General features: G+C 42.7%; 29 protein-coding genes. 16 read left to right on the forward strand and 13 right to left on the reverse strand.

Going from position 1 to position 18,116, the window contains the following annotated elements; genetic code table 11:
* The 8 genes from F607_RS32985 to F607_RS32990 form a co-directional block, all read right to left on the reverse strand.
* Positions 1–836: hypothetical protein (locus F607_RS32985; RefSeq protein ID WP_051311606.1), on the reverse strand; the 836-nt coding region annotated here is incomplete at its 3' end.
* A 250-nt stretch (positions 837–1,086) separates the two neighbouring features.
* Entirely contained in the window at positions 1,087–1,266 is a 180-nt protein-coding gene (locus tag F607_RS0118095; protein ID WP_027709226.1) for a hypothetical protein, read from the reverse strand.
* Positions 1,267–1,286: 20 nt separating this feature from the next.
* Positions 1,287–1,598 carry a hypothetical protein gene (locus F607_RS0118100; protein ID WP_027709227.1) on the reverse strand — a complete coding sequence of 104 codons (312 nt, stop codon included), beginning with the start codon at positions 1,596–1,598 and terminating at the stop codon, positions 1,287–1,289.
* 4 nt (positions 1,599–1,602) lie between these two features.
* Positions 1,603–2,466, reverse strand: coding sequence for a recombination protein RecT (gene recT / locus F607_RS30345; protein ID WP_084611314.1), 864 nt, complete (start codon positions 2,464–2,466; stop codon positions 1,603–1,605).
* Between the two features lie 58 nt (positions 2,467–2,524).
* Entirely contained in the window at positions 2,525–3,526 is a 1,002-nt protein-coding gene (locus F607_RS0118110; protein ID WP_027709228.1) for a YqaJ viral recombinase family nuclease, read from the reverse strand.
* Position 3,527: 1 nt separating this feature from the next.
* The gene (locus tag F607_RS0118115; protein ID WP_027709229.1) at positions 3,528–3,854 is read right to left on the reverse strand and encodes a hypothetical protein; all 327 of its coding nucleotides are present in this window, start codon (positions 3,852–3,854) and stop codon (positions 3,528–3,530) included.
* A 10-nt stretch (positions 3,855–3,864) separates the two neighbouring features.
* Entirely contained in the window at positions 3,865–4,038 is a 174-nt protein-coding gene (locus F607_RS34195) for a hypothetical protein (RefSeq protein ID WP_157365519.1), read from the reverse strand.
* Between the two features lie 171 nt (positions 4,039–4,209).
* Positions 4,210–4,836, reverse strand: a complete 627-nt coding sequence (locus tag F607_RS32990; protein ID WP_051311607.1) for a LexA family protein — start codon at positions 4,834–4,836, stop codon at positions 4,210–4,212.
* A 196-nt stretch (positions 4,837–5,032) separates the two neighbouring features.
* On the opposite strand from F607_RS32990, the gene F607_RS30355 reads away from it, so the two are divergent.
* From F607_RS30355 to F607_RS0118205, 15 genes are all read left to right on the forward strand, one after another.
* Positions 5,033–5,290 (forward strand): Cro/CI family transcriptional regulator, encoded by a 258-nt coding sequence (locus F607_RS30355; protein ID WP_051311608.1) that lies wholly within the window; start codon positions 5,033–5,035, stop codon positions 5,288–5,290.
* Complete coding sequence (locus F607_RS30360; protein ID WP_157365520.1) at positions 5,247–5,912, forward strand: hypothetical protein; 666 nt, start codon at positions 5,247–5,249, stop codon at positions 5,910–5,912. The genes F607_RS30355 and F607_RS30360 overlap by 44 nt, the downstream gene beginning before the upstream one ends.
* On the forward strand, positions 5,899–6,852 hold the full coding sequence (locus F607_RS0118140) for a replication protein (protein ID WP_038291771.1): 954 nt from the start codon (positions 5,899–5,901) through the stop codon (positions 6,850–6,852). The genes F607_RS30360 and F607_RS0118140 overlap by 14 nt, the downstream gene beginning before the upstream one ends.
* 10 nt (positions 6,853–6,862) lie before the next feature.
* Entirely contained in the window at positions 6,863–7,600 is a 738-nt protein-coding gene (locus tag F607_RS30365) for a replication protein P (RefSeq protein ID WP_051311610.1), read from the forward strand.
* 559 nt (positions 7,601–8,159) lie between these two features.
* Positions 8,160–8,477, forward strand: coding sequence for a PDDEXK family nuclease (locus F607_RS0118155; RefSeq protein ID WP_027709231.1), 318 nt, complete (start codon positions 8,160–8,162; stop codon positions 8,475–8,477).
* A gap of 39 nt (positions 8,478–8,516) precedes the next feature.
* A complete protein-coding gene (locus tag F607_RS0118160; RefSeq protein WP_027709232.1) occupies positions 8,517–8,906 on the forward strand; it encodes a hypothetical protein in 390 nt (129 codons plus the stop codon).
* 210 nt (positions 8,907–9,116) lie between these two features.
* Positions 9,117–9,446 carry a hypothetical protein gene (locus F607_RS0118165; RefSeq protein ID WP_211233670.1) on the forward strand — a complete coding sequence of 110 codons (330 nt, stop codon included), beginning with the start codon at positions 9,117–9,119 and terminating at the stop codon, positions 9,444–9,446.
* Positions 9,447–9,534: 88 nt separating this feature from the next.
* Complete coding sequence (locus tag F607_RS0118170) at positions 9,535–9,951, forward strand: M15 family metallopeptidase (protein ID WP_027709234.1); 417 nt, start codon at positions 9,535–9,537, stop codon at positions 9,949–9,951.
* Entirely contained in the window at positions 9,948–10,139 is a 192-nt protein-coding gene (locus F607_RS0118175) for a hypothetical protein (RefSeq protein WP_157365521.1), read from the forward strand. The genes F607_RS0118170 and F607_RS0118175 overlap by 4 nt, the downstream gene beginning before the upstream one ends.
* Positions 10,136–10,531, forward strand: a complete 396-nt coding sequence (locus tag F607_RS0118180; RefSeq protein WP_027709236.1) for a 3TM-type holin — start codon at positions 10,136–10,138, stop codon at positions 10,529–10,531. Before F607_RS0118175 ends, F607_RS0118180 begins: the two co-directional genes overlap by 4 nt.
* Positions 10,531–11,097, forward strand: coding sequence for a terminase small subunit (locus tag F607_RS30370; RefSeq protein ID WP_038291772.1), 567 nt, complete (start codon positions 10,531–10,533; stop codon positions 11,095–11,097). The genes F607_RS0118180 and F607_RS30370 overlap by 1 nt, the downstream gene beginning before the upstream one ends.
* Positions 11,094–12,227 (forward strand): terminase large subunit domain-containing protein, encoded by a 1,134-nt coding sequence (locus F607_RS30375; protein ID WP_051311611.1) that lies wholly within the window; start codon positions 11,094–11,096, stop codon positions 12,225–12,227. The genes F607_RS30370 and F607_RS30375 overlap by 4 nt, the downstream gene beginning before the upstream one ends.
* The gene (locus F607_RS0118195; protein WP_038291773.1) at positions 12,187–12,645 is read left to right on the forward strand and encodes a phage tail tape measure protein; all 459 of its coding nucleotides are present in this window, start codon (positions 12,187–12,189) and stop codon (positions 12,643–12,645) included. The genes F607_RS30375 and F607_RS0118195 overlap by 41 nt, the downstream gene beginning before the upstream one ends.
* A 143-nt stretch (positions 12,646–12,788) precedes the next feature.
* Positions 12,789–14,105 (forward strand): phage tail tape measure protein, encoded by a 1,317-nt coding sequence (locus F607_RS0118200; protein ID WP_027709238.1) that lies wholly within the window; start codon positions 12,789–12,791, stop codon positions 14,103–14,105.
* A gap of 72 nt (positions 14,106–14,177) precedes the next feature.
* Positions 14,178–14,648 carry a hypothetical protein gene (locus F607_RS0118205; RefSeq protein ID WP_027709239.1) on the forward strand — a complete coding sequence of 157 codons (471 nt, stop codon included), beginning with the start codon at positions 14,178–14,180 and terminating at the stop codon, positions 14,646–14,648.
* Between the two features lie 27 nt (positions 14,649–14,675).
* On the opposite strand, the gene F607_RS0118210 is transcribed toward F607_RS0118205, so the two are convergent.
* On the reverse strand, positions 14,676–15,083 hold the full coding sequence (locus tag F607_RS0118210; protein WP_038291774.1) for a LexA family protein: 408 nt from the start codon (positions 15,081–15,083) through the stop codon (positions 14,676–14,678).
* A 254-nt stretch (positions 15,084–15,337) separates the two neighbouring features.
* Between F607_RS0118210 and F607_RS0118215 the strand changes: the two genes are divergently transcribed.
* A complete protein-coding gene (locus F607_RS0118215; RefSeq protein WP_230400433.1) occupies positions 15,338–15,748 on the forward strand; it encodes a group I truncated hemoglobin in 411 nt (136 codons plus the stop codon).
* 8 nt (positions 15,749–15,756) lie between these two features.
* On the opposite strand, the gene F607_RS0118220 is transcribed toward F607_RS0118215, so the two are convergent.
* The 4 genes from F607_RS0118220 to F607_RS0118235 all read right to left on the reverse strand — a co-directional run bounded on the left by F607_RS0118220 (position 15,757) and on the right by F607_RS0118235 (position 17,825).
* A complete protein-coding gene (locus F607_RS0118220) occupies positions 15,757–16,749 on the reverse strand; it encodes a contractile injection system protein, VgrG/Pvc8 family (RefSeq protein WP_027709242.1) in 993 nt (330 codons plus the stop codon).
* Positions 16,740–16,952: a tail protein X gene (locus F607_RS0118225; protein WP_420864440.1), complete on the reverse strand. Its 213-nt coding sequence runs from the start codon at positions 16,950–16,952 to the stop codon at positions 16,740–16,742. Before F607_RS0118225 ends, F607_RS0118220 begins: the two co-directional genes overlap by 10 nt.
* Positions 16,906–17,352, reverse strand: a complete 447-nt coding sequence (locus tag F607_RS30380; protein ID WP_051311612.1) for a phage tail protein — start codon at positions 17,350–17,352, stop codon at positions 16,906–16,908. Before F607_RS30380 ends, F607_RS0118225 begins: the two co-directional genes overlap by 47 nt.
* Before the next feature lie 77 nt (positions 17,353–17,429).
* Positions 17,430–17,825, reverse strand: coding sequence for an RDD family protein (locus F607_RS0118235; protein ID WP_169719816.1), 396 nt, complete (start codon positions 17,823–17,825; stop codon positions 17,430–17,432).
* Between the last annotated feature and the right edge of the window lie 291 nt (positions 17,826–18,116).

Raw genomic sequence — 18,116 nt, forward strand, 5'->3', positions numbered from 1 at the left:
GTGGCAAATGAGGTTTTGACACTTTTAATCGGGACATTCGACCCAGAGATAATATTACAATCCGCCAAATGCCGTGTGGCCTGATGAATAAATTCAGGCATTTTGACCGTAGGCCGATATTTCTTGGTTTGTTTGCGCCCTGGTGGATTCAACGTAATCAGTCGATAATCATGATCCAACTGAAGGCTATGCAATTCCATGATTGCTGTAGGTCTGGCTAATGTGCCCAGCATCAACAAGCAATAACGCATCAGATAGTCCAGCTCAATCGCATCAAATAACCTTGCCATCTCTTCCAAACTAAGCGGACGGCCCATTTCCACATTGTTATGCATGGGCACCGAAATACTCATGATATTCACGGGCTGATCAATGTACTCATTTTTGTAACAGAAATTGGTGGCGGCCCGTAATGTGGTAAAGATGCGTTGAATATACCCTTCAGAGCATCCTAACGTTTCCAAGTGAGCTTTAAACACGCGCTGCTCACGAATACTTAAATCCGATAACAACGCATCTTTCCAGTAATCAATCAGCTTTTCACAGTGTGTCTTAACTGACGTATGACTGGGTATATTGACGCCATGTTCTGTGTAATAAATTGTGAGTGCACGGGCTAACGTGATTGATGCTTTTGAAACCTTATTCGGGTTATAGGTTTCAATAAAAAACTCAGCTAGTCGTTGCTGTGCCTCTTGAAAATCGCGAGTGCTGAGTGATACTCGCTCTGTCTGACGTGTTCGGCTGTTGTAGCCACACCGGTACCAAACGCTTCCTCGTTGGGCAAGAAACCATTTTCCGATCTGGTATCTTGGCTTGGGTTCTCTCCAGGACATACGGTTCTTCTCACTAAATATTCACATAACTGCCAACCCCAATAACGAGGCATTCCATGCGCGGATGTCTTAATATACCCAATCAGTCCCTGCCCTTTGAGACGGTCTAACGTAGAACGGGAAATATCTAACTTTTTGGTAACATCACAAGGGCGGTACTGCGCATATAAATTAATATCTAAGGCATCAGCAATTTCCTTGTAGTTTTCTGCATCTGAAAATAACGTATTCAGTGACATCACGCATCCCTCTAATAATCACAGTCTTTGTGTTTAACCCTATCCATCATCTGGGCTATCGCCCTATTGGCAATCGATGCCGAGATATCTAATTGCGTAGTAGATAAAATGGTTCTAAAACCTGGCGGCAGGTGTTGTTTTTCAAGTTTAATAAAATGAATAACGCGCTCATTAGGCTTCCATTTTTCCATCGTGACGCCATCCTGGTGTTTTACACTAAGCTTTTTTGAAGTTGGTTATTTTTACGGAGCCAGTTTTCGAGGTACTGTTTTTCTTTTTTCAATTTAGCAACATGTTCGATTAATGCGAGCTTGCGATCATAGTAAAACTTACAATCGGACTTTAATTTAACCGTTTTATTGGCGATATCCCAAAAGTAATCAAACGGATCAATCACGGCTTTACAGTGTGCACATTCAAGCACTCGTCGTTGTTGATTCGCATAAATTTGGGAGTGATAACAGGTAAACCGTGCTTTTGGTTTAAACTGAGGTGATGGCTGAAACGGAATGAGTTCGCCCATGGAATTAGTCCTTTGTCACTTCGCCAGTGGTGGTATTAAGGATTTCCTTGGAATGCTCAGTTTCACTTTGGTACTCCCCATCAAAGACATTGCTCGTATCAAACACCAACGGATGATCCTGACTCTCTCCAATTTGAGCTTGTTCTTCAAGTGTGACAGCGCGTTGCATTTCTACACTGACAGGTAGGTATTTAAATAAACGACGAATGACGGTTTTCTTGGCCATCTCTTCGTAATGCGTTTTCCAAGGGCCTGAATCGGCTGCTTTCGATTGGTTACGAATTTGATCGACTTCAGCTTTCCACATCACTTCCATTTGGTGGCCTCCATCTCTCAGCTTGGCCAGTGCATACACTCCAATCATTTCACCCCGGTTATAGACATCACTGGTCGGAATATGGTGTAAACGCTCTGCTAATCCATAGGCAAAATCAAAGTCATCACCTTCATAGACCGCATGTGCTTGTAGAGAAATAATCTGACCAGAACGCCTGGCCAGATCAATCATCCCGCGATAACCGACAATAAACTGTACTTCAACCCGCTGCGCACGCTTGTTTCGAAAGGGGATGATATAGGCATGTCCTAATCCAGAACCAATCTCAAGCCCAAGTTGGGCCGACTGGACAATGGCACCAAACAGGGACAGAGGATCACATTGACCTAATGTGTTATTTTTACGAATTTCGGTTAATGCGATGCGCGCCATACGCTCAGGTGTCATGTGTTTTGGTAATGCGGCCTGTAATTGATTTAAAAACCGCTTATCTTTGAGCATGCCATCAATGGACGTGGGCATAGGCTTTTTGGTGCTCGCGGGTGGTGCTGGTTGTGATATCGCTTGTGCTATTTGTTGGCTGCGACTCATGGTAGGGTCCTTAACTTAATTTATTAACTCTATTTTTTCTTTCAAATGAGTCTGGTTACTACACACGAAATACACGACTTTCAGAGGGTTTAATAAACTGCTTGGCAAGCTCAGGATGAGCGTTTTTAAAACTAGAAATATCAAAGCGTTTTTGTTGCTGTATTTTCCATGACGCCAACTTTTGCCCGTAATGGTCAATTAAAATGGAGGACATTCCTAAGCTTTTTTTCACTTTCGCTTCGTGTTTTTCAGCAATAGCTTTTAGGTCTTTAATTTCTTGCTTAATGCGTTTTAATTCCTGTAGCGCAGAAACCGTTTCATGATCGGCGAGGGTTGATTGTCCATTATCCTGGCGAAAAAACTCATTTACTTCATTTAATTGCACGGGTTCAGGTGGCACATTGGCAATCACATGATCGAACCAAAACTGTCTGGCGCGATCAATCATCATATTTTCCACCGCCATTTCTCGCATGACCTGATATTGGTGATACTCCTGCCCTCCCCTTAATAAGGCAACATCACAAATAGTGGCATCCAATGTTGCTAAGTACCAAACACTTTGTAGCCAATAAGAATAAGGAATTTCATCGCTATTTTCTTCACCCCAGTCTTTGGCAAAAACACTCGCCGTTTTACATTCCAATAAATGTTTAGAGCGAATTTCGTCTTTAACCACGGGCTTTTTACCATGCTCCCACACAATTCTATCAATATTCGCGCACATCCATGGGAAATCAGCATGTTGGCGGGTATGATTAAGACGCTGCACTTTTACATTATTCCGTTTAGCGTATTCCTGAGCTACTAATGCTTCTAATTGCTTACCCCAGTAAGCCGCTTCACGCTCTTCATCCAGTTTTGCTATGCCGCGTTTTTCCTCCCAGACTTGCATGGGTGTTTTATAAGGGTTGAGTCCTAAAATGGCTCCAATATCAGAGCCACCAATTCCCATTCGACGATTAAAATGCCAGGCTTCCGCCTCGGTCATCACTTCATTCGATTGCTTTGCTACTAATTCAGCAATATATTCCTGGTGTATTTTAATATCCGTGCTCATGTTAGCTTTCTCCCTCAATATTTTTTGCAATTTCAAGGGCTGTTTTTTCTAGCAATTCACGGTATTTATCGACCGTTTTATTTAAAGCTTCCGGCTGATAAATGGCTTGTGCCATTTCTTTGGTAATATCAAAAAACTCATTGCTGTCAGAAGTGCAGCTATACACATCTTCCAGCGACCAGGTATAAGGTGGTTTTTTAATAGTTGCGCCATGCATTAAGTCATCAGCAACTTTTTTAATATGGCCGTCTTTAATCATTTGATTCCTTTCGAACATATCCTGTTTATGGTAATACTGATCAAGTTCAGCGAATACACGACATTTCATGGTCTGCTCCTTAGACTTTGAAGATGAGTATCTCAAACGTAATGCCCTGCTCATACTGCAGATATAACTGCTTGCGTTTTTTATAGGCGTTTAATCGATCTTTATTGCTTACTTCTCGATTGGAAAGCAGGTGACGTCTTGCAGGGGTAAACGTAGTCCTCCTTTTACTTTTTTTGAGTTTCATTTGGAATCCTTTCCTAGCAAAAAGTTAAGTTTACTTTTCTCTACTCAATATAAATTTAAGTATACTTTATTTTCAAGTCAAGCACTTTTGTAAAGCAAACTTTATTTTTTATAAGAAAAGTTAATGGCTCACAGGGCTGTGAGCTTATATGAAGGTTTCAAGAAAGGTTTTCTAAACTAGTGTTACAGAAAATACGATCACACCAAGAATATTCTCTGGCGTTGTTTTAAGAAGAGGCTCTGGCCAGTCTGGATTAACGGCTTTTAGATATAACCGAGATCCTTCAGTCACTAACTGCCTGAAAATAACATCCTGCTCATGGCGGGCAACCACAAAACTACCATGTTTAACCTCTTTATTTGGATCAACAAATATCAAGTCCCCCTCTTCAAACTTAGGGGACATACTGATACCTGCTACAGGAAGAATGATAGTTTTTTCACTGCATGGAGTTATCGAAGGGTAAGTTTCAGCACTCTGAGTATCAATAGATGCTATAGAGTCCGCATCAATTAGCTGCTGCCACGTCACAAGTGGGTAGACTCCTGTAACTGGAGGTCCTGGCTGAACCACTACCCCTTCAGAGTCTAACTTGCCATCTCCTTTAAGCAGCCACTCGGGACTACATTTTAGAGCTTTAGCTAAAGCAAACAGGTTTTCACCTTTAGCCCCTTTTGTATCACCTTTTTCAAGCTGGCTGATTGCTGCACCAGAAACGCCTATTTCTTTCCCTAAGGCACTTTGTGTTAGCTGCAGTTCTCTTCTTCGTGCTTTAAGTCTTTCACCAAAGCTCATCATTGACCTCTGTAACGCCTACTCGGCGGATAGTACTTACTATTCCCCCCTAATAAACTGAGCAACTTATAAACACTTATGCCAGTTAAGTGTAGTGAGGTTTTAAGTAAGCTTAACATAGAGCTTTAAAAGTTTGCTTGATTCTACTTCTTAAGTTTGCTTTAATCTTGGTAGTCAATCACTAGCCACAAGGATGAGTATGAAAAAGGTTGATGTAATTAAATATTTTGGTAGCGCATCAAAGTTAGCAAGTGCGTTAGGGATAAAACCTGCTGCAATTAGCCAGTGGAAAGAATACATCCCTCCCCTTCGTGCATATCAACTTGAACACCTTACCAACGGCAAACTAAAAGCCAATAAACCACTCCAAGCATTGCCTCATAAACCTAAACAACCCCGCAAGGAAGCACACCATGACCCCTCTATTTTTAAAACATCGACTGAAACTGCTGGCTAGATATATTCACTGCTGGGTGACGTATCCTAAGATGACTCGTCAACAGGTGGCAGAAGCCATAATCACAACACTACGTGAACACGCATTTTTAGAAACATTAAACGAAGAGCAAATCAACTTCAGCCAGACCAAAAATATCACGAACGACTTGCGCATTAATGCCCAAAAAATTTTTCGTTGGCTGGGATGTTATGAAGAAGTCAAAGCCTCACCCAATAAATTATTTTTTATTGAAGCGGCCATTGTAGCAGCTATGCCCCTCGATTTACGCCTGGCTTATCTTAATGAAGTCTACGACATAGCCCATGTTTTTATTGGCGTTAAGCAAATAGACAATGAAGGCTTATGCAGCCAATCAATGGCCGCCGCTTTAACGAAAGAAAATATGGAAGCTCAGCTCTCAGTGATTCAGCTTGGCATGAATCCCACACATGAAGCCATTCGTAATGCTCATCGGGAATTAAAAGAGTCGGCGGCAACAGCACAATCTGCCGTGAATGTATTAGAGAAGCTCTATGAAAAAGTCCTGATTAACCGAAAAGAAAAAAGCCGCTCACAGAGTGTGGGTGTGAAGCAGCTTTTAGGATCCAACCAGAACGGAGGCAATTATGAACATGCTTGAAGTAAAAAACAATGATATTTCGTATCTAGGTAGTCACTCACCAGTTAATAGTTCAAAGGGAGATGTAAAAGTCGTGGATATAAAAAATGGTTATACCCGTGTTGCCGATGAATTATTAGAAACCTTATGCAGTATGTCGTTAAGCGGGCGTGAATTTAGATTAGTGCTATCGATTATTCGTAAAACTTATGGCTTCCATAAATCCAAAGATTATATTTCTTTGGGCCAGTTATCGGATATGTCTGATATTCATAAAAAACATCTCTCCACGTTACTGAATAAATTAGTGGATGCTCGTATTCTGCTTCGTGAAGGGCAAAGCTCCATTAAGCTCTATGCGATTAACCCTGCGCTATCTGAGTGGCGTATAGCTAAACCCATCCGTCGAAAATCACCTAATACAGTGACAAAATCACCTAAAACGGTGACGCAAAAATCACCGAATCCGCTGATAAATACCCCGAAAATGGTGATCAAAGAAAACCCCAAATCCGGTGATTTATTCCCCGAAAATGGTGATCCTTTCCCCGAAAACGGTGATAACAACAAAGATATAAATATAATAAACAAAAATAATAATACCCCCCCTAGGGTCCCCCCCGTTGACAAAAAATCCACGACGGGGTACAAATCACCGACACGGTCCACAACGACAAAATCCGCACCAGCCCCCAACGAGTTTTTGATCACCCCGAACTTGATCAACTGGGCCATTGAAAAACGCATCCAAGTCGATCTCGATCTGGAAACCGAAAAGTTTTTAAATCACTACCGCGCCAAAGGATCCAAATTCAGCTGTTGGACATCCGCCTGGCGAAACTGGATGCTTCGCGCACAAACCTACGCTAACGAAAAACCATTCAGGCAATCGCCACCTCCTGGCAACACGAGCCAACTGGATTGGAACGATACCAGCTGGCGATTTAACTTAGGTTTGTGAGGACGCGAACATGAAAACACCAAAGGATTTAATCGCAAGCGTTACGCTGACAACGAGCCACTCACAACCGTTCGAACAACCCAATTCTGAGCCCATTTCCGAACATGCGGCCGAGCTGGTGAATTTAATTTTTCGCGAGTTACAAGGGATTTTCCCTGCTTGGAAACAAGCCTTTTCGGATATGGAAACCCTGAGCAGTGCTAAACGCAACTGGACCAAAGGCTTTATTGACAATGGCATTGTCAACGTTGCTCAAGTACGCACAGGACTTTCCAAAGCACGACAGATTGCGCGGGATTTTGTACCCAGTGTCGGCACCTTCATCGCCTGGTGTAACCTGAGTCCTGATGATGCGGGTTTACCTCAGGCTCTGGAGGCTTACCACGAAGCCTGCGAAAAGGCTCATGCGCCAAGTCCTCAGTCAACTTATTGGTCACATCCTGCGGTATATCAAGCAGCCCAAAATACAGGTTTTTTTGAGCTTAAATCACGACGAGAGCAAGATATTTTTCCGTTGTTTAAACGCAACTACACTTTAGCCTGTCAACAAGTGTTAGCCGGAGAAAGCTTAACAGACTTACCAAAAGCGCTCACAGACCAATCACCTAAAACATTGGCTGAAAAAAATAAGGATTTTCATGATAGGGTTCAGGAAAAATATTTAAAAGAATGTGGATTTAACCAACTGGATAATCCCCGAGCAGCACTAAATTGCATTTATGAATTACTGGGTAGAAAACTAAATTAACGACAGTGCGTGCATAAAAGCTACAAATAAATTTTTAAAAGAAAGCATTGCCCCCAATAAGGGTTAAGAAAGATAAAAGTAATGAGGCAATGCTTGAACAAAACAGCTTACAAATCTTGTTAAGATAAATAAATTGTCTGTTCGCAGGAATTGCTTGTGGAATATAAAGAGAAAAACTGAATTAGTAAATCATCTATTACAAATTGATACTTATTTGTTGTTACAATTAGATAATTTGTGATTTTTGAAAAAGTTACAGTATACAAGTGCAGTTTTATGTAAGAATGTGTAACTAGTTAAAACTGACGTAAATCTAAATACATATTCAGAAACGTAAATAATTTTTATTTAAAGGTGAGTATTGAGAGGATGGGGAAAGTTAGAAATAAAAAAAACATTGCCTCAAAAAAAGAGGAAGGGAACCGTGATGAATGAGGCAATGTTTATAAAAATGGATTTTAAGGACAAATCCAAACTCCGGCTACAAATTTAATTAATTTTCATACATATTTAAATAGCTTTTTGTATTTTTTTTGTTACAAGAGGGAAATAACCTGAGATGAGTCAACTGGAAGCTTTATTGGAACTCTATATCAAGGGATTTGGCTTGACACCACCTCAAAAAGAATTTCGCTTTCATCCTAAAAGGCGTTGGCGATTCGACTTTGCTTGGCAAGAAATCAAATTGGCTGTCGAAATCGAAGGAGGAGCCTGGGTTAGTGGACGACATACACGAGGTAAAAAATTTTCCAATGACTTGGAAAAATACCACGAAGCCATGGCGTTAGGTTGGCTGGTGTATCGCTGTGATGGTGAACTGATCAAAAGTGGACGGGCGATCAGTGTTATACGTCAATTGTTACACGAAAGACAGTAGACTACTTAGTGGTGTATATCGGTCATAGGGGGATAGACCATGAGTGTTTTACATGAATTAGCAGAAGTGATCGGTCATGATGCCGCCATCAAATTAGGGCAACACTTAGGTGGTGCGCGTTTATATATTCCACACCAGATGACGGATAGCCATGCCCTCGTAGCACTCTTGGGCCTGGAGCTGGCTCAAAAACTCAGTGATTTTTACCAGGGGGAACACATTGAACTGCCCTCAAAACAGCTCTTTAAGCAGATCCGGAACGAAATGATGCGCCGGGATTATGAATCTTTAAAGTCCGGTGGCGGTTGCTCTAGGGCCGATTGGTTAGCCATTAAGTATGGTGTTTGTAGACGGCAGGCGTTGAATATACTGCGAGAGGATGGGTCTACTCATGAGGTTGAGCCAGTACAAGAGGCATTCAAGCTATAATTATCACAAAAATTTTGTGGTTTATTTCGCCTAGTGTTAAAATTCCACCGCTACTTTATGCATAAATGACTTGTATTATACGGTATTCATTAGAGTTATATTTACCTATCTCCATTAACAACCACATGTATGGTGATTGTGTAAATATACTTTAATTATTTAAATATATTAATTTTTTCAGTATAACTTGAGCTTTTGGTAGTTATGTTCGTGAAGAAAATATTTGTTGGACTTCTTGCTGCTTTATCCTTAAATAGCTTTGCTGGATCACAAGAAGGAACTGTTGGTTACCTCAGAGTTAGAGCTAGTGATGGTGTAATTTACTTTAACTTGATAGGGGCTCCCAAAATTAATTCACCTGCTTGCGCAACAATACCTTATTGGATAATACATGACGAAAACTCAAATATTGGTAAACTACAATATTCAATGGTATTAGCGGCCAAATCATCTGGAAAAAAATTATCAATTACAGGTATGAATACTTGTCAGCGTTGGAAAGATGGTGAGGATGTTAACGAAATAGCACTTATTGATTAGTAGCACTTAAAATGAAATTTTTCACCTAATCTACGCGCTTTAAATCCTTCAAAATCCTCAGCATTGATTGAATAATGTTGAGGATACCATGCCACACTTCAGTACTCGCTCACTTGAGCGCCTTACCAGTTGTCACCCCGATCTGCAGGTGGTGTTCCAGGAAGTCATAAAAGACTGTGACTGTACGATATTAGAAGGTTTTCGTAGTCGAAAGGCGCAGAATAATGCTTATACAGCTGGTCGCTCAAAGCTTCAATTCCCGCAAAGCAAACACAACCAATCCCCGTCACTTGCGGTGGATGTCGCGCCTTATCCCATCGATTGGCAGGATATTCATGGTTTTTATTATTTTGGTGGGTTGGTACTGGGCACCGCGTTAAACCTGTATAAAAACGGCCAAATTAGTCACCGATTACGCTGGGGTGGTGATTGGGACCAAGATCATGATGTTCGTGATCAGTCGTTTAATGACCTGGTGCATTTCGAACTTTACAAGGAAGCATGATGGATAAATCAGGCATCGCGAGTTATAGCGTAGGCACAGTGACTGCTGTGGGTGCCGCTATCGTGGAGCATTGGAATCCTATGGACTGGCTGACCGCTGTTGGCATTATTGTGGGTGTGATTGGCGTGATCGTCAGAATGTATACGGATATTGCCGCCCATATGGATCGGCGGAGGGAGGAAGAATGAATTGGTTAACTAAATTAATCGGTGGGGGATTAGCAGAGCCGATTGATGCCATCGGTAATGTGTTGGATAAAGTTACCACCTCGGATGCAGAACGTATGCAGGCGGAGATTTTATTAGAGCGTTTACGTCAGCAACCTCAGGTTTTACAGGTTGAACTGAATAAATTGGAATCACAACACCGCAGTTTATTTGTCGCGGGTTGGCGTCCATTTATAGGCTGGGTCTGCGGCTTGGGTTTAACGTTTACCTTTTTAATTAACCCCATCGTGCAATGGGTATCAGGCAAGCCAGGACCTCACCTGCCGTTTGATATTATGACGGAGCTGGTCTTAGCCCTCTTAGGTTTAGGTACGCTCAGAACGGCTGAGAAGTTCGGAGGACGGGCGAAGTAATGCGCCGTAAGCTGACCCCGAAGCAGGCCATGTTTGTGAAGGAATACCTGGTGGATTTGAATGCCACACAGGCGGCCATACGGGCTGGGTACAGCAAAAGAACCGCGAGAGAGCAAGCGGCTCGACTGTTATCAAAAGTCAACATTCAAGAGGCAATACAACAAATACAGTCGGTTCGAGCTAAGCGACTGACGATTTCCGCTGACCGCATCGAACAAGAATTAGCCCGGATTGCCTTTAGTCAGATTACCGATGTCGTGGAATGGCGAAGAGAAAAACTTAACAATACTCATGAGCAAGACGATAAGCCGCCGGTGGAAATACAGCAGGTGCTGCTAAAAAACTCTGACACCTTACCTACGGAGGTCACTGCCACGATTCAGGAAGTCGCTCAGACCACTCATGGCGTTCGTATTAAACTCTACGACAAATTAAAAGCGCTGGAGTTACTCGGCCGTCGCCATGGTATGTTCATCGATAAGGTTGAGCACAGTGGTTCGGTCAAACACCTATCAGAGGACGAACTGAATCAGCGTATTGCTGAACTCACAAAAAAACTGTCATGAGCCTGGCCGAGAAGCGCCGCTTGCTAGCGTTATTAGAACGTAAACTGGCACTGCGTGCTTCACAGTCTTTAGACGCCTACTGTCGTTTTATTGATATCCCCGGTGTGCCTGTGGCGGATACCGATGAGTGTGAGCAGTTTTATCCGGATACCGTTGAGCCGGCTGAACACCATCAGCTGATTAATACCACGTTAGAAAAAGTCGAGCGTGGTGAGATAAAATGGGTGATGTTATTTATGCCACCCGGCTCAGCCAAGTCCACCTATGCCAGTGTTGTGTTTCCCACCTGGTTTATGGGCCGTAATCCCAGTAAGAATATAATTTCTACGTCTTATGGTAGTGACTTGGCCAAAAAATTCGGTCGTAAGTGTCGTGCCATTACCCGCAGTGAAGCCTTTGAAAAAGTCTTTAATACCACGCTCAATCAAGATAACCAGGCGGTGGATAATTGGTCCCTGACCAATGGTGCAACATACATGGCTGGGGGGATTTTATCAGGCATCACCGGTAACCGCGCCGATGGTTTAATCATCGATGATCCCGTGAAAGGCCATGAGCAAGCCGAGAGCGATGTCTTAAGAGATAAGACATGGGATGCCTATTTAACGGATTTACGGACGCGTCTGAAACCCTCCGGTTGGATTATCATTATCCAAACCCGCTGGCATGAAGATGATTTATCAGGACGCATTTTACCCTTGGGTTATGAAGGGCAATCGGGCTGGGTCAACGCCCGTGATGGTGAGGCGTGGTACGTCATCTGTCTTCAAGCGCTGTGCGAACGCGAGGACGATCCGCTAGGCCGTGAATTAGGTGAGTATTTATGGACAGACTGGTTTAGCCCTGCGCATTGGGAACAGGAAAAACTCAGTCAAGGCAGTCGCAATTGGGATGCCCTTTACCAACAACGACCCGCACCTGCCGAAGGTGGTTTAATTAAACGGGCTTGGATCCGTCGTTATCGTGCTCGACCAGCACAGCCGATACGCATTATTCATAGCTGGGATACCGCCTATAAACCCAATCAAATTAATGATCCGTCGGTGTGTACAGTCTGGATGGAAACGAAATTCGCTTATTACCTGGTGGATGACGTCTTTAGGGGATGTCATCAATCACCTGTCGGATAACAGTGCAGCGAAAGCCCGGGATATGGTGAATACGCTAGGCCGAGTCGGAGGTACCGCACGCCAGTTTGGTCTGGCGGCACACCAGGCGGCCGCCTTATCCAATGCGTTTATTGCGCTGGGCAAAGAACCCGAGGTGGCCGGGACCGCTATTAATGCGCTGCTGCAGAAACTGCAAAATGCTTCAGGGCAAAGTAAACCCTTTATTCAAGCGCTGGATGAGTTGGGTTATTCAGCCGACGGCTTAGAAGAGGCGATTGCCGATAATGCACAAGGGGCGTTATTTGACTTTTTATCAACACTGGAAAAACTCGATAAACAAGATCGTGCTGGGATCCTTGCGGATTTATTTGGTTTGGAATTTAGTGACGATATCAGTTTATCTCGGCTTTGGCCATTATTGAATACACATGACGGCTAAAAATAAGCTATTAGAAACAACGGGTTAGAATTAATTCATATCATGGTTTTCATTAGACATGAGTTAATTCAGGTTATAACCACTAACAGTATTGCTTTACCTGCAATGCCTTAGCTTCTAAATGGCCAAAGTCGAGTTTATTGGTGGGCAGTTTAGGCACTTATCGTAAAGCGCTTTCCCTGGTCGGTGATAAAACCGGCTATGTGGGCAGTATGCAACGGGAATTTGAAAACCGGGCTAAAACCTCCGCCAACAATTTAAAATTAATGCAAAATGGCCTGACGGAAATCGGCATTGATTTAGGCAGTGTGGTTTTACCGCCTTTAAATACCGTGATTAATTACGTACGACAACTAACGGCTAAATTCGTCGCCTTTAATCAAGCGCATCCCATGGTCACCAAAGCCATGATGGGGATTGTCGCCACCTTAATTATTGGAAAAGTCGCGGCAGTGGGATTCGGTTATGCCTGGACCTTTATTCGGGGTGGTTTATTGTCAGGGGTTGTTGCGATTCATAAAAGTCGCTTAGCCCTCATGCTGTATAACAAACAATTATCGGCCCATCGGCGTTTAACCCTGTTATCGCAAGTCACCGGCTTAGGTAAAGCCGAGCTGATGCATCGGCGCTTTACCCGCTCGGTGGTGGCCGGGAATGGCGTAGTACGCTCCTTGGGGACCACCATGCTCGGTACAGCCAGTGGTGGGATTAAAGCCTTATTAGTGGGGTTACGTGCGATTACTGTAGGATTACTCACCACGCCCATTGGCTGGTTTATTAGTTTAATTGTGGCCGCCGGTTTTGCCATTTATAAATACTGGGATCAGGTGAAAGCCTTTTTTAGTGGGTTTATGGAAGGCCTGAATGAAACCCTGGCCCCGGTAAAAGAAGCACTTGAACCGTTAGATCCCCTCTTTAACAGCATTGCGGATGGCATTGGATGGGTCGTGGATGCCATCGGTGATTTATTTACCCCCGTCAATGCGACCGCCGAAGAACTGGAAAATGCGGCGAATGCCGGTCGACGTTTTGGCCAGATGGTGGGCAATGCCATTGAAGTGATTTTATTACCGCTCACGACCATGCTGAATACATTAAAAGCCATCCATGATCATATGGATATAGTGATTAATAGCCCTGAAAAAATACCGGGACTAATTTGGGATAATGCCAAAGAAAAATTCAGTGCGGTGGGGAATGGTATTTCCTATGCGTGGGATTCTATGTTTGGCGATGAAGAGGAATCGCAGCAATCAGCCTCATTAAAAAAACAAAAAATTCCGCCGATCAAAACCACAAACACCACCATTAAGCAGCAAAACACCAGCCATATTACGATAGTGCAGCAACCCGGTGAAGACAGTGAAGCCTTAGCCCGACGTGTAGCGAAAGAGGAAATAAAAGCCCAGGAGCGGCAGGTACATGCAAGGCAACGTGGGTTACTTTTTGACCCCAGCTAAAGTAAATTTCTACTATAATCTTTGTGGAAACTATTATACTGTCATTTTTTAGTAGTAATAAAGAGAAAGTAAGTGACAAATATCTATAAAAGCCCCGAGGCTGGTATTGAAAAAAAGGAAGCTGAAAAACTCCATTTCCGCTCAAAAACGGGTTGGAAAGTATTTTTCTTTATAGTATTGATACTGGAGATTATATCTTTATTGTCTTTAATATTCGGTGAGTCAGCTTCACTCGTAAATACATTGGGTGAAATTGTTATATATGGTCTCGTTCTTCTAGGATTGTATGGATTTGCTTTTAACAAAAAAATATTGGTTAGAAAGTTTTGGTTTTTAATGATTTTTGTTGCGTTTTTCTGGGACGGATATTCGATGTTTTATCAGTACACTGAGCTAGCAGAAGAGCAGTTCCTGGAGTCTGTACCATATGGAGCTTATTTTGCAATTGCAATTTTTGCGTTTTTTTGGCTTCCATTTCTTATTATCCAAACGATCGCGTTTTATAAATACAGCTTTCGTTCACCCGAAATATGGAATCAATAAAATTGGCTCTATTTGAGGTAGAGAGTCCTACCCCTCTACCTTATGCACACTGTATGTTACGACACCGAAGACAGCGAACTCCTGTTCGGGATCAAGGCGAATTCTGGGATACTGAGGATTCATCGGTAATAGCCAGTATTGGTTACTCTTGATGTAAAGCTGCTTCACCGTAAGGTCACCATCAACCTCTGCCACGACGATATTACCACTTCGTGGTGTCAGCGAGCGGTCTACGACCAGAATATCACCATTGTTAATGCCTGCATGAATCATCGAATCACCACTAGCACGTAAGAAGAACGTCGCTGCAGGGTGCTTTACCATGAGCTCATGTAAGTTCAGCTCTTTCTCCATGTAATCGTCGGCAGGACTGGGAAAACCTGCCGAAACACTGCATGAGAAAAGAGGTGCTGTGTCTAAATTTGTTTGTTCCATAGCTATAAAACCATATACTGTATATTTATACAGCATTGTAGTCTGATGTATGGTTTTTGATCAAGGTGCTTTGAAGACGTGTGTTTTGTTACTGCTTTGAATGAGATAAACAGACTCGTCTAAACTTATTACATTAGCTTGTTGCACGCTAAAGAGTGTGTTTTAAGAAGGGCAAAGCAATGTTCATGCAAAACCAGTGTAAAAAAGTCTGGGCTCCACTAAAGTTTGCAATTGTTTTATTTACAGGAGCTTTGATGGCGCCAACGCAGACCCAGGCACAACAAGAAGGTTCTCTTTATGATCGGTTGGGAGGATTAATGCCTATTTCCGTTGTGGTCAGCGACTTTATTGATGCTCTAGTACCTGATACAACGCTCAATCAAAACCCTGCAATTGATGCAGCGAGAAAACGAGTTCCTGCTCCTTATCTTAAGTATCATGTAACTGCAATGATGTGCCAAGCTACAGGAGGGCCATGCCAGTATCATGGAAAGGCGATGAAAGCAGCTCATGCTCATTTGAATATCACAGGACAAGAGTGGGATCGTATGTTGACTATTTTCAAAGAGGTTCTTGCTAAGCACAAAGTGCCAGCAAATGAGACCAAAGAGCTTCTGGGTATTGTAGAGTCAACGAAAGCAGACATTGTCACTCAAATGCCATAGTAGAACGTTCACTTTGTTACAGCTTCTACCGTTGTTACATACCCTTGATGACTCAAACTGTGTGTCACCCTCTCTATTGACCAGATGCCATCTATCCCTTCTCGAAACCCTGATATATGCACATCAGCTTCAGCAATAAGTCCAGGATTACCAGGTAAAGACACCTCAATACTGGCTTCACCACGCTGATAAGATGCAAGCCTGGCTCTAGCCGCTTCTTGTGCTTCTGCTGCAGTTTTAAAAACCTTTCTTATCTGATAACAAGGCTCACCCTTTCCAGCTGAAATCAATTGCGTAGTCGCTGCATTCTGATCTTGGTATTTGGCGATTACCCGTTGATAGGCACTCCGTTCAGCCATAGTGACATGTACAGACGACACTTGTGGCGGTGTTAGCGTAATAGCCGGAAGTTGATTCCCTGAAACCGACTTCCCCTGCCCTCGTTTTACAAATAACAAATAATTACCTGCAGGCTTAGCTATCGCCCCCACTTCCTTGGCCAGACGCGATAAAAAGTGCAAATCACTTTCTTCCGTTTGATTCACCACAGCGTAAGTGATTTGTTGGAACTCTTTGCTAACACGCGGTTTTAATCGATAACGAGCTGCAATGCTTTTCACAATGTCCGTTAATAAAAATTCTGGACTAGGTTGTCCAGGGTGTTGCCAGGTCTTTGTTTTGGGGGCTTTCATTTCTTTGCGCATATCCGCCACTTTTGCACTAATCCCTAGTGTCCAAGGTGGTCCAGCTAAGGTTAACTCATCCACCACATACAAGCCCATTTTAACCAGCCCCGTTTCATTATAGCCCAGCGCAATATTTAACTTGGCACCTGTAGAAGGCAAAGCAATCTGATGATCCCGATCGTCTAGCTGGATAGAAACCATATCTGAATCAAAACCCGCACAATCAACCACCTGCAGATTTAATAACCGAGATTTTATTTGCTGAGTAATATCGGTGTTATTCGCAATAATGTTAAACCAGGGTGTTAATCCCATAGCTTCACCTGTGGTTTCATTGACTGCTTAGGAATATCGGGTAAATTAATGATCGTTCCTGATGGTAAAATCGTAGGTAATTTAGCCAAGCCTGGATTTGCTTCCAGTATATTTTCTACGACAGTATCAGTATGACCATAATACCGCCAGGCTATTTCATCCAGCGTTTGCCCCTGGGTTGTTCGATAACGGTGCATCATCATCCCCATAGCGACTTAAAGAAAGTTGAAAAGTAATTTTTTGCGGGCGACCATCTTCTAAAAAATACGTCTGCTCAGACTCGATAGACTCAATAACAAAATGGCCTAACACAGAGCCAGTCCCTTCGACTAATAAAAAGGGCTTACCTCTCCCCGCTTCATTTCGTAGTTGTTCCACCTGTTCCAGACCACCTAAGTAATGCGGATAAATCACGCCTTTAAGTGTTAAACCTTGCTGTCCTGGACCTATGTATTGGTAAGCTGGAGTGTTCGAAATACGCTCCTGCTGACTCCACCGGTAATGGTGAGTTTGCTGACTGGATTGATAAGCAGCCGTTTCGCGACTAAACCGAAAACGGACTTGTTGTTGAGGATTGGTGAGAATTAACATGGGTTGGGGCATAGCAAGCTCCTTTGGCTATGCCCAATATAGATACAACTTACAGCGTATAGATAGGGGAAAAATGAGTTATAGAAATCTTAAACCAGCTTCTCTACGTCAATAACATAGGTTCTAGGTATTTTATCATGCCAACCCACTGGTCTATCATTTTTGCTTCCAAACGAGAGCATATCAAAAGGGATAAGCCGGCAAAGTGTACGTATAACCACTTGGAAAAAGTTTGGTTTTAATCCCTGACGATTGACCACTTTAGTCTGTGTAATAAGCTTCCCAAGAGTTCGCCCCCATATCGCTTCCTGAGGGACAAAATAAACAAGAAATGTTATAAGAGTTATGACTTTCTCGTTCAATAAATACTCTTCTAAGTGAGAAGCTCCAAACACATTTATAAACTGAAGAATAACTATAACGACAACAAACAGCGTTATAATTAAAAATATTAAATCAATTATCATATTCACAAAACGCTTCATCTCGACTTTGGCCATTTAACTTAAGCAAGTATGCTTAAATAATGAGCAGAATTTGATTTTTTTGGTAGAAAACAAGCAGAATAACTGGAGTTCAAGTGGCAATGACGGCACAATTTTTTTGACAAAAAAATTAAACCATTCCAAGGAAGGGACCGTCATTGCCTGACTCAATTATAACGATTTTATCCGCATTTGCACCTTTAATGAGTTCAGCTACTTGGCTAAAAGCAACGACTTTAATAAAGGGCGCTTTGTTATGCAGGGGACCAAGACGTATTACTTCATTGCTAC

Source organism: Zooshikella ganghwensis DSM 15267 (assembly GCF_000428585.1).
GTDB lineage: Bacteria > Pseudomonadota > Gammaproteobacteria > Pseudomonadales > Zooshikellaceae > Zooshikella > Zooshikella ganghwensis.

What these genes read in the sequence shown, in the direction of transcription:
- F607_RS0118095 (WP_027709226.1), bottom strand. Translation starts at nt 1,266, where the DNA reads ATGGAAAAATGGAAGCCTAATGAGCGCGTTATTCATTTTATTAAACTT.
- F607_RS0118100 (WP_027709227.1), bottom strand. Translation starts at nt 1,598, where the DNA reads ATGGGCGAACTCATTCCGTTTCAGCCATCACCTCAGTTTAAACCAAAA.
- recT (WP_084611314.1), bottom strand. Translation starts at nt 2,466, where the DNA reads ATGAGTCGCAGCCAACAAATAGCACAAGCGATATCACAACCAGCACCA.
- F607_RS0118110 (WP_027709228.1), bottom strand. Translation starts at nt 3,526, where the DNA reads ATGAGCACGGATATTAAAATACACCAGGAATATATTGCTGAATTAGTA.
- F607_RS0118115 (WP_027709229.1), bottom strand. Translation starts at nt 3,854, where the DNA reads ATGAAATGTCGTGTATTCGCTGAACTTGATCAGTATTACCATAAACAG.
- F607_RS34195 (WP_157365519.1), bottom strand. Translation starts at nt 4,038, where the DNA reads ATGAAACTCAAAAAAAGTAAAAGGAGGACTACGTTTACCCCTGCAAGA.
- F607_RS32990 (WP_051311607.1), bottom strand. Translation starts at nt 4,836, where the DNA reads ATGATGAGCTTTGGTGAAAGACTTAAAGCACGAAGAAGAGAACTGCAG.
- F607_RS30355 (WP_051311608.1), top strand. Translation starts at nt 5,033, where the DNA reads ATGAAAAAGGTTGATGTAATTAAATATTTTGGTAGCGCATCAAAGTTA.
- F607_RS30360 (WP_157365520.1), top strand. Translation starts at nt 5,247, where the DNA reads ATGACCCCTCTATTTTTAAAACATCGACTGAAACTGCTGGCTAGATAT.
- F607_RS0118140 (WP_038291771.1), top strand. Translation starts at nt 5,899, where the DNA reads ATGAACATGCTTGAAGTAAAAAACAATGATATTTCGTATCTAGGTAGT.
- F607_RS30365 (WP_051311610.1), top strand. Translation starts at nt 6,863, where the DNA reads ATGAAAACACCAAAGGATTTAATCGCAAGCGTTACGCTGACAACGAGC.
- F607_RS0118155 (WP_027709231.1), top strand. Translation starts at nt 8,160, where the DNA reads ATGAGTCAACTGGAAGCTTTATTGGAACTCTATATCAAGGGATTTGGC.
- F607_RS0118160 (WP_027709232.1), top strand. Translation starts at nt 8,517, where the DNA reads ATGAGTGTTTTACATGAATTAGCAGAAGTGATCGGTCATGATGCCGCC.
- F607_RS0118170 (WP_027709234.1), top strand. Translation starts at nt 9,535, where the DNA reads ATGCCACACTTCAGTACTCGCTCACTTGAGCGCCTTACCAGTTGTCAC.
- F607_RS0118175 (WP_157365521.1), top strand. Translation starts at nt 9,948, where the DNA reads ATGATGGATAAATCAGGCATCGCGAGTTATAGCGTAGGCACAGTGACT.
- F607_RS0118180 (WP_027709236.1), top strand. Translation starts at nt 10,136, where the DNA reads ATGAATTGGTTAACTAAATTAATCGGTGGGGGATTAGCAGAGCCGATT.
- F607_RS30370 (WP_038291772.1), top strand. Translation starts at nt 10,531, where the DNA reads ATGCGCCGTAAGCTGACCCCGAAGCAGGCCATGTTTGTGAAGGAATAC.
- F607_RS30375 (WP_051311611.1), top strand. Translation starts at nt 11,094, where the DNA reads ATGAGCCTGGCCGAGAAGCGCCGCTTGCTAGCGTTATTAGAACGTAAA.
- F607_RS0118195 (WP_038291773.1), top strand. Translation starts at nt 12,187, where the DNA reads ATGACGTCTTTAGGGGATGTCATCAATCACCTGTCGGATAACAGTGCA.
- F607_RS0118210 (WP_038291774.1), bottom strand. Translation starts at nt 15,083, where the DNA reads ATGGAACAAACAAATTTAGACACAGCACCTCTTTTCTCATGCAGTGTT.
- F607_RS0118215 (WP_230400433.1), top strand. Translation starts at nt 15,338, where the DNA reads ATGGCGCCAACGCAGACCCAGGCACAACAAGAAGGTTCTCTTTATGAT.
- F607_RS0118220 (WP_027709242.1), bottom strand. Translation starts at nt 16,749, where the DNA reads ATGGGATTAACACCCTGGTTTAACATTATTGCGAATAACACCGATATT.
- F607_RS0118225 (WP_420864440.1), bottom strand. Translation starts at nt 16,952, where the DNA reads ATGATGATGCACCGTTATCGAACAACCCAGGGGCAAACGCTGGATGAA.
- F607_RS30380 (WP_051311612.1), bottom strand. Translation starts at nt 17,352, where the DNA reads ATGCCCCAACCCATGTTAATTCTCACCAATCCTCAACAACAAGTCCGT.
- F607_RS0118235 (WP_169719816.1), bottom strand. Translation starts at nt 17,825, where the DNA reads ATGAAGCGTTTTGTGAATATGATAATTGATTTAATATTTTTAATTATA.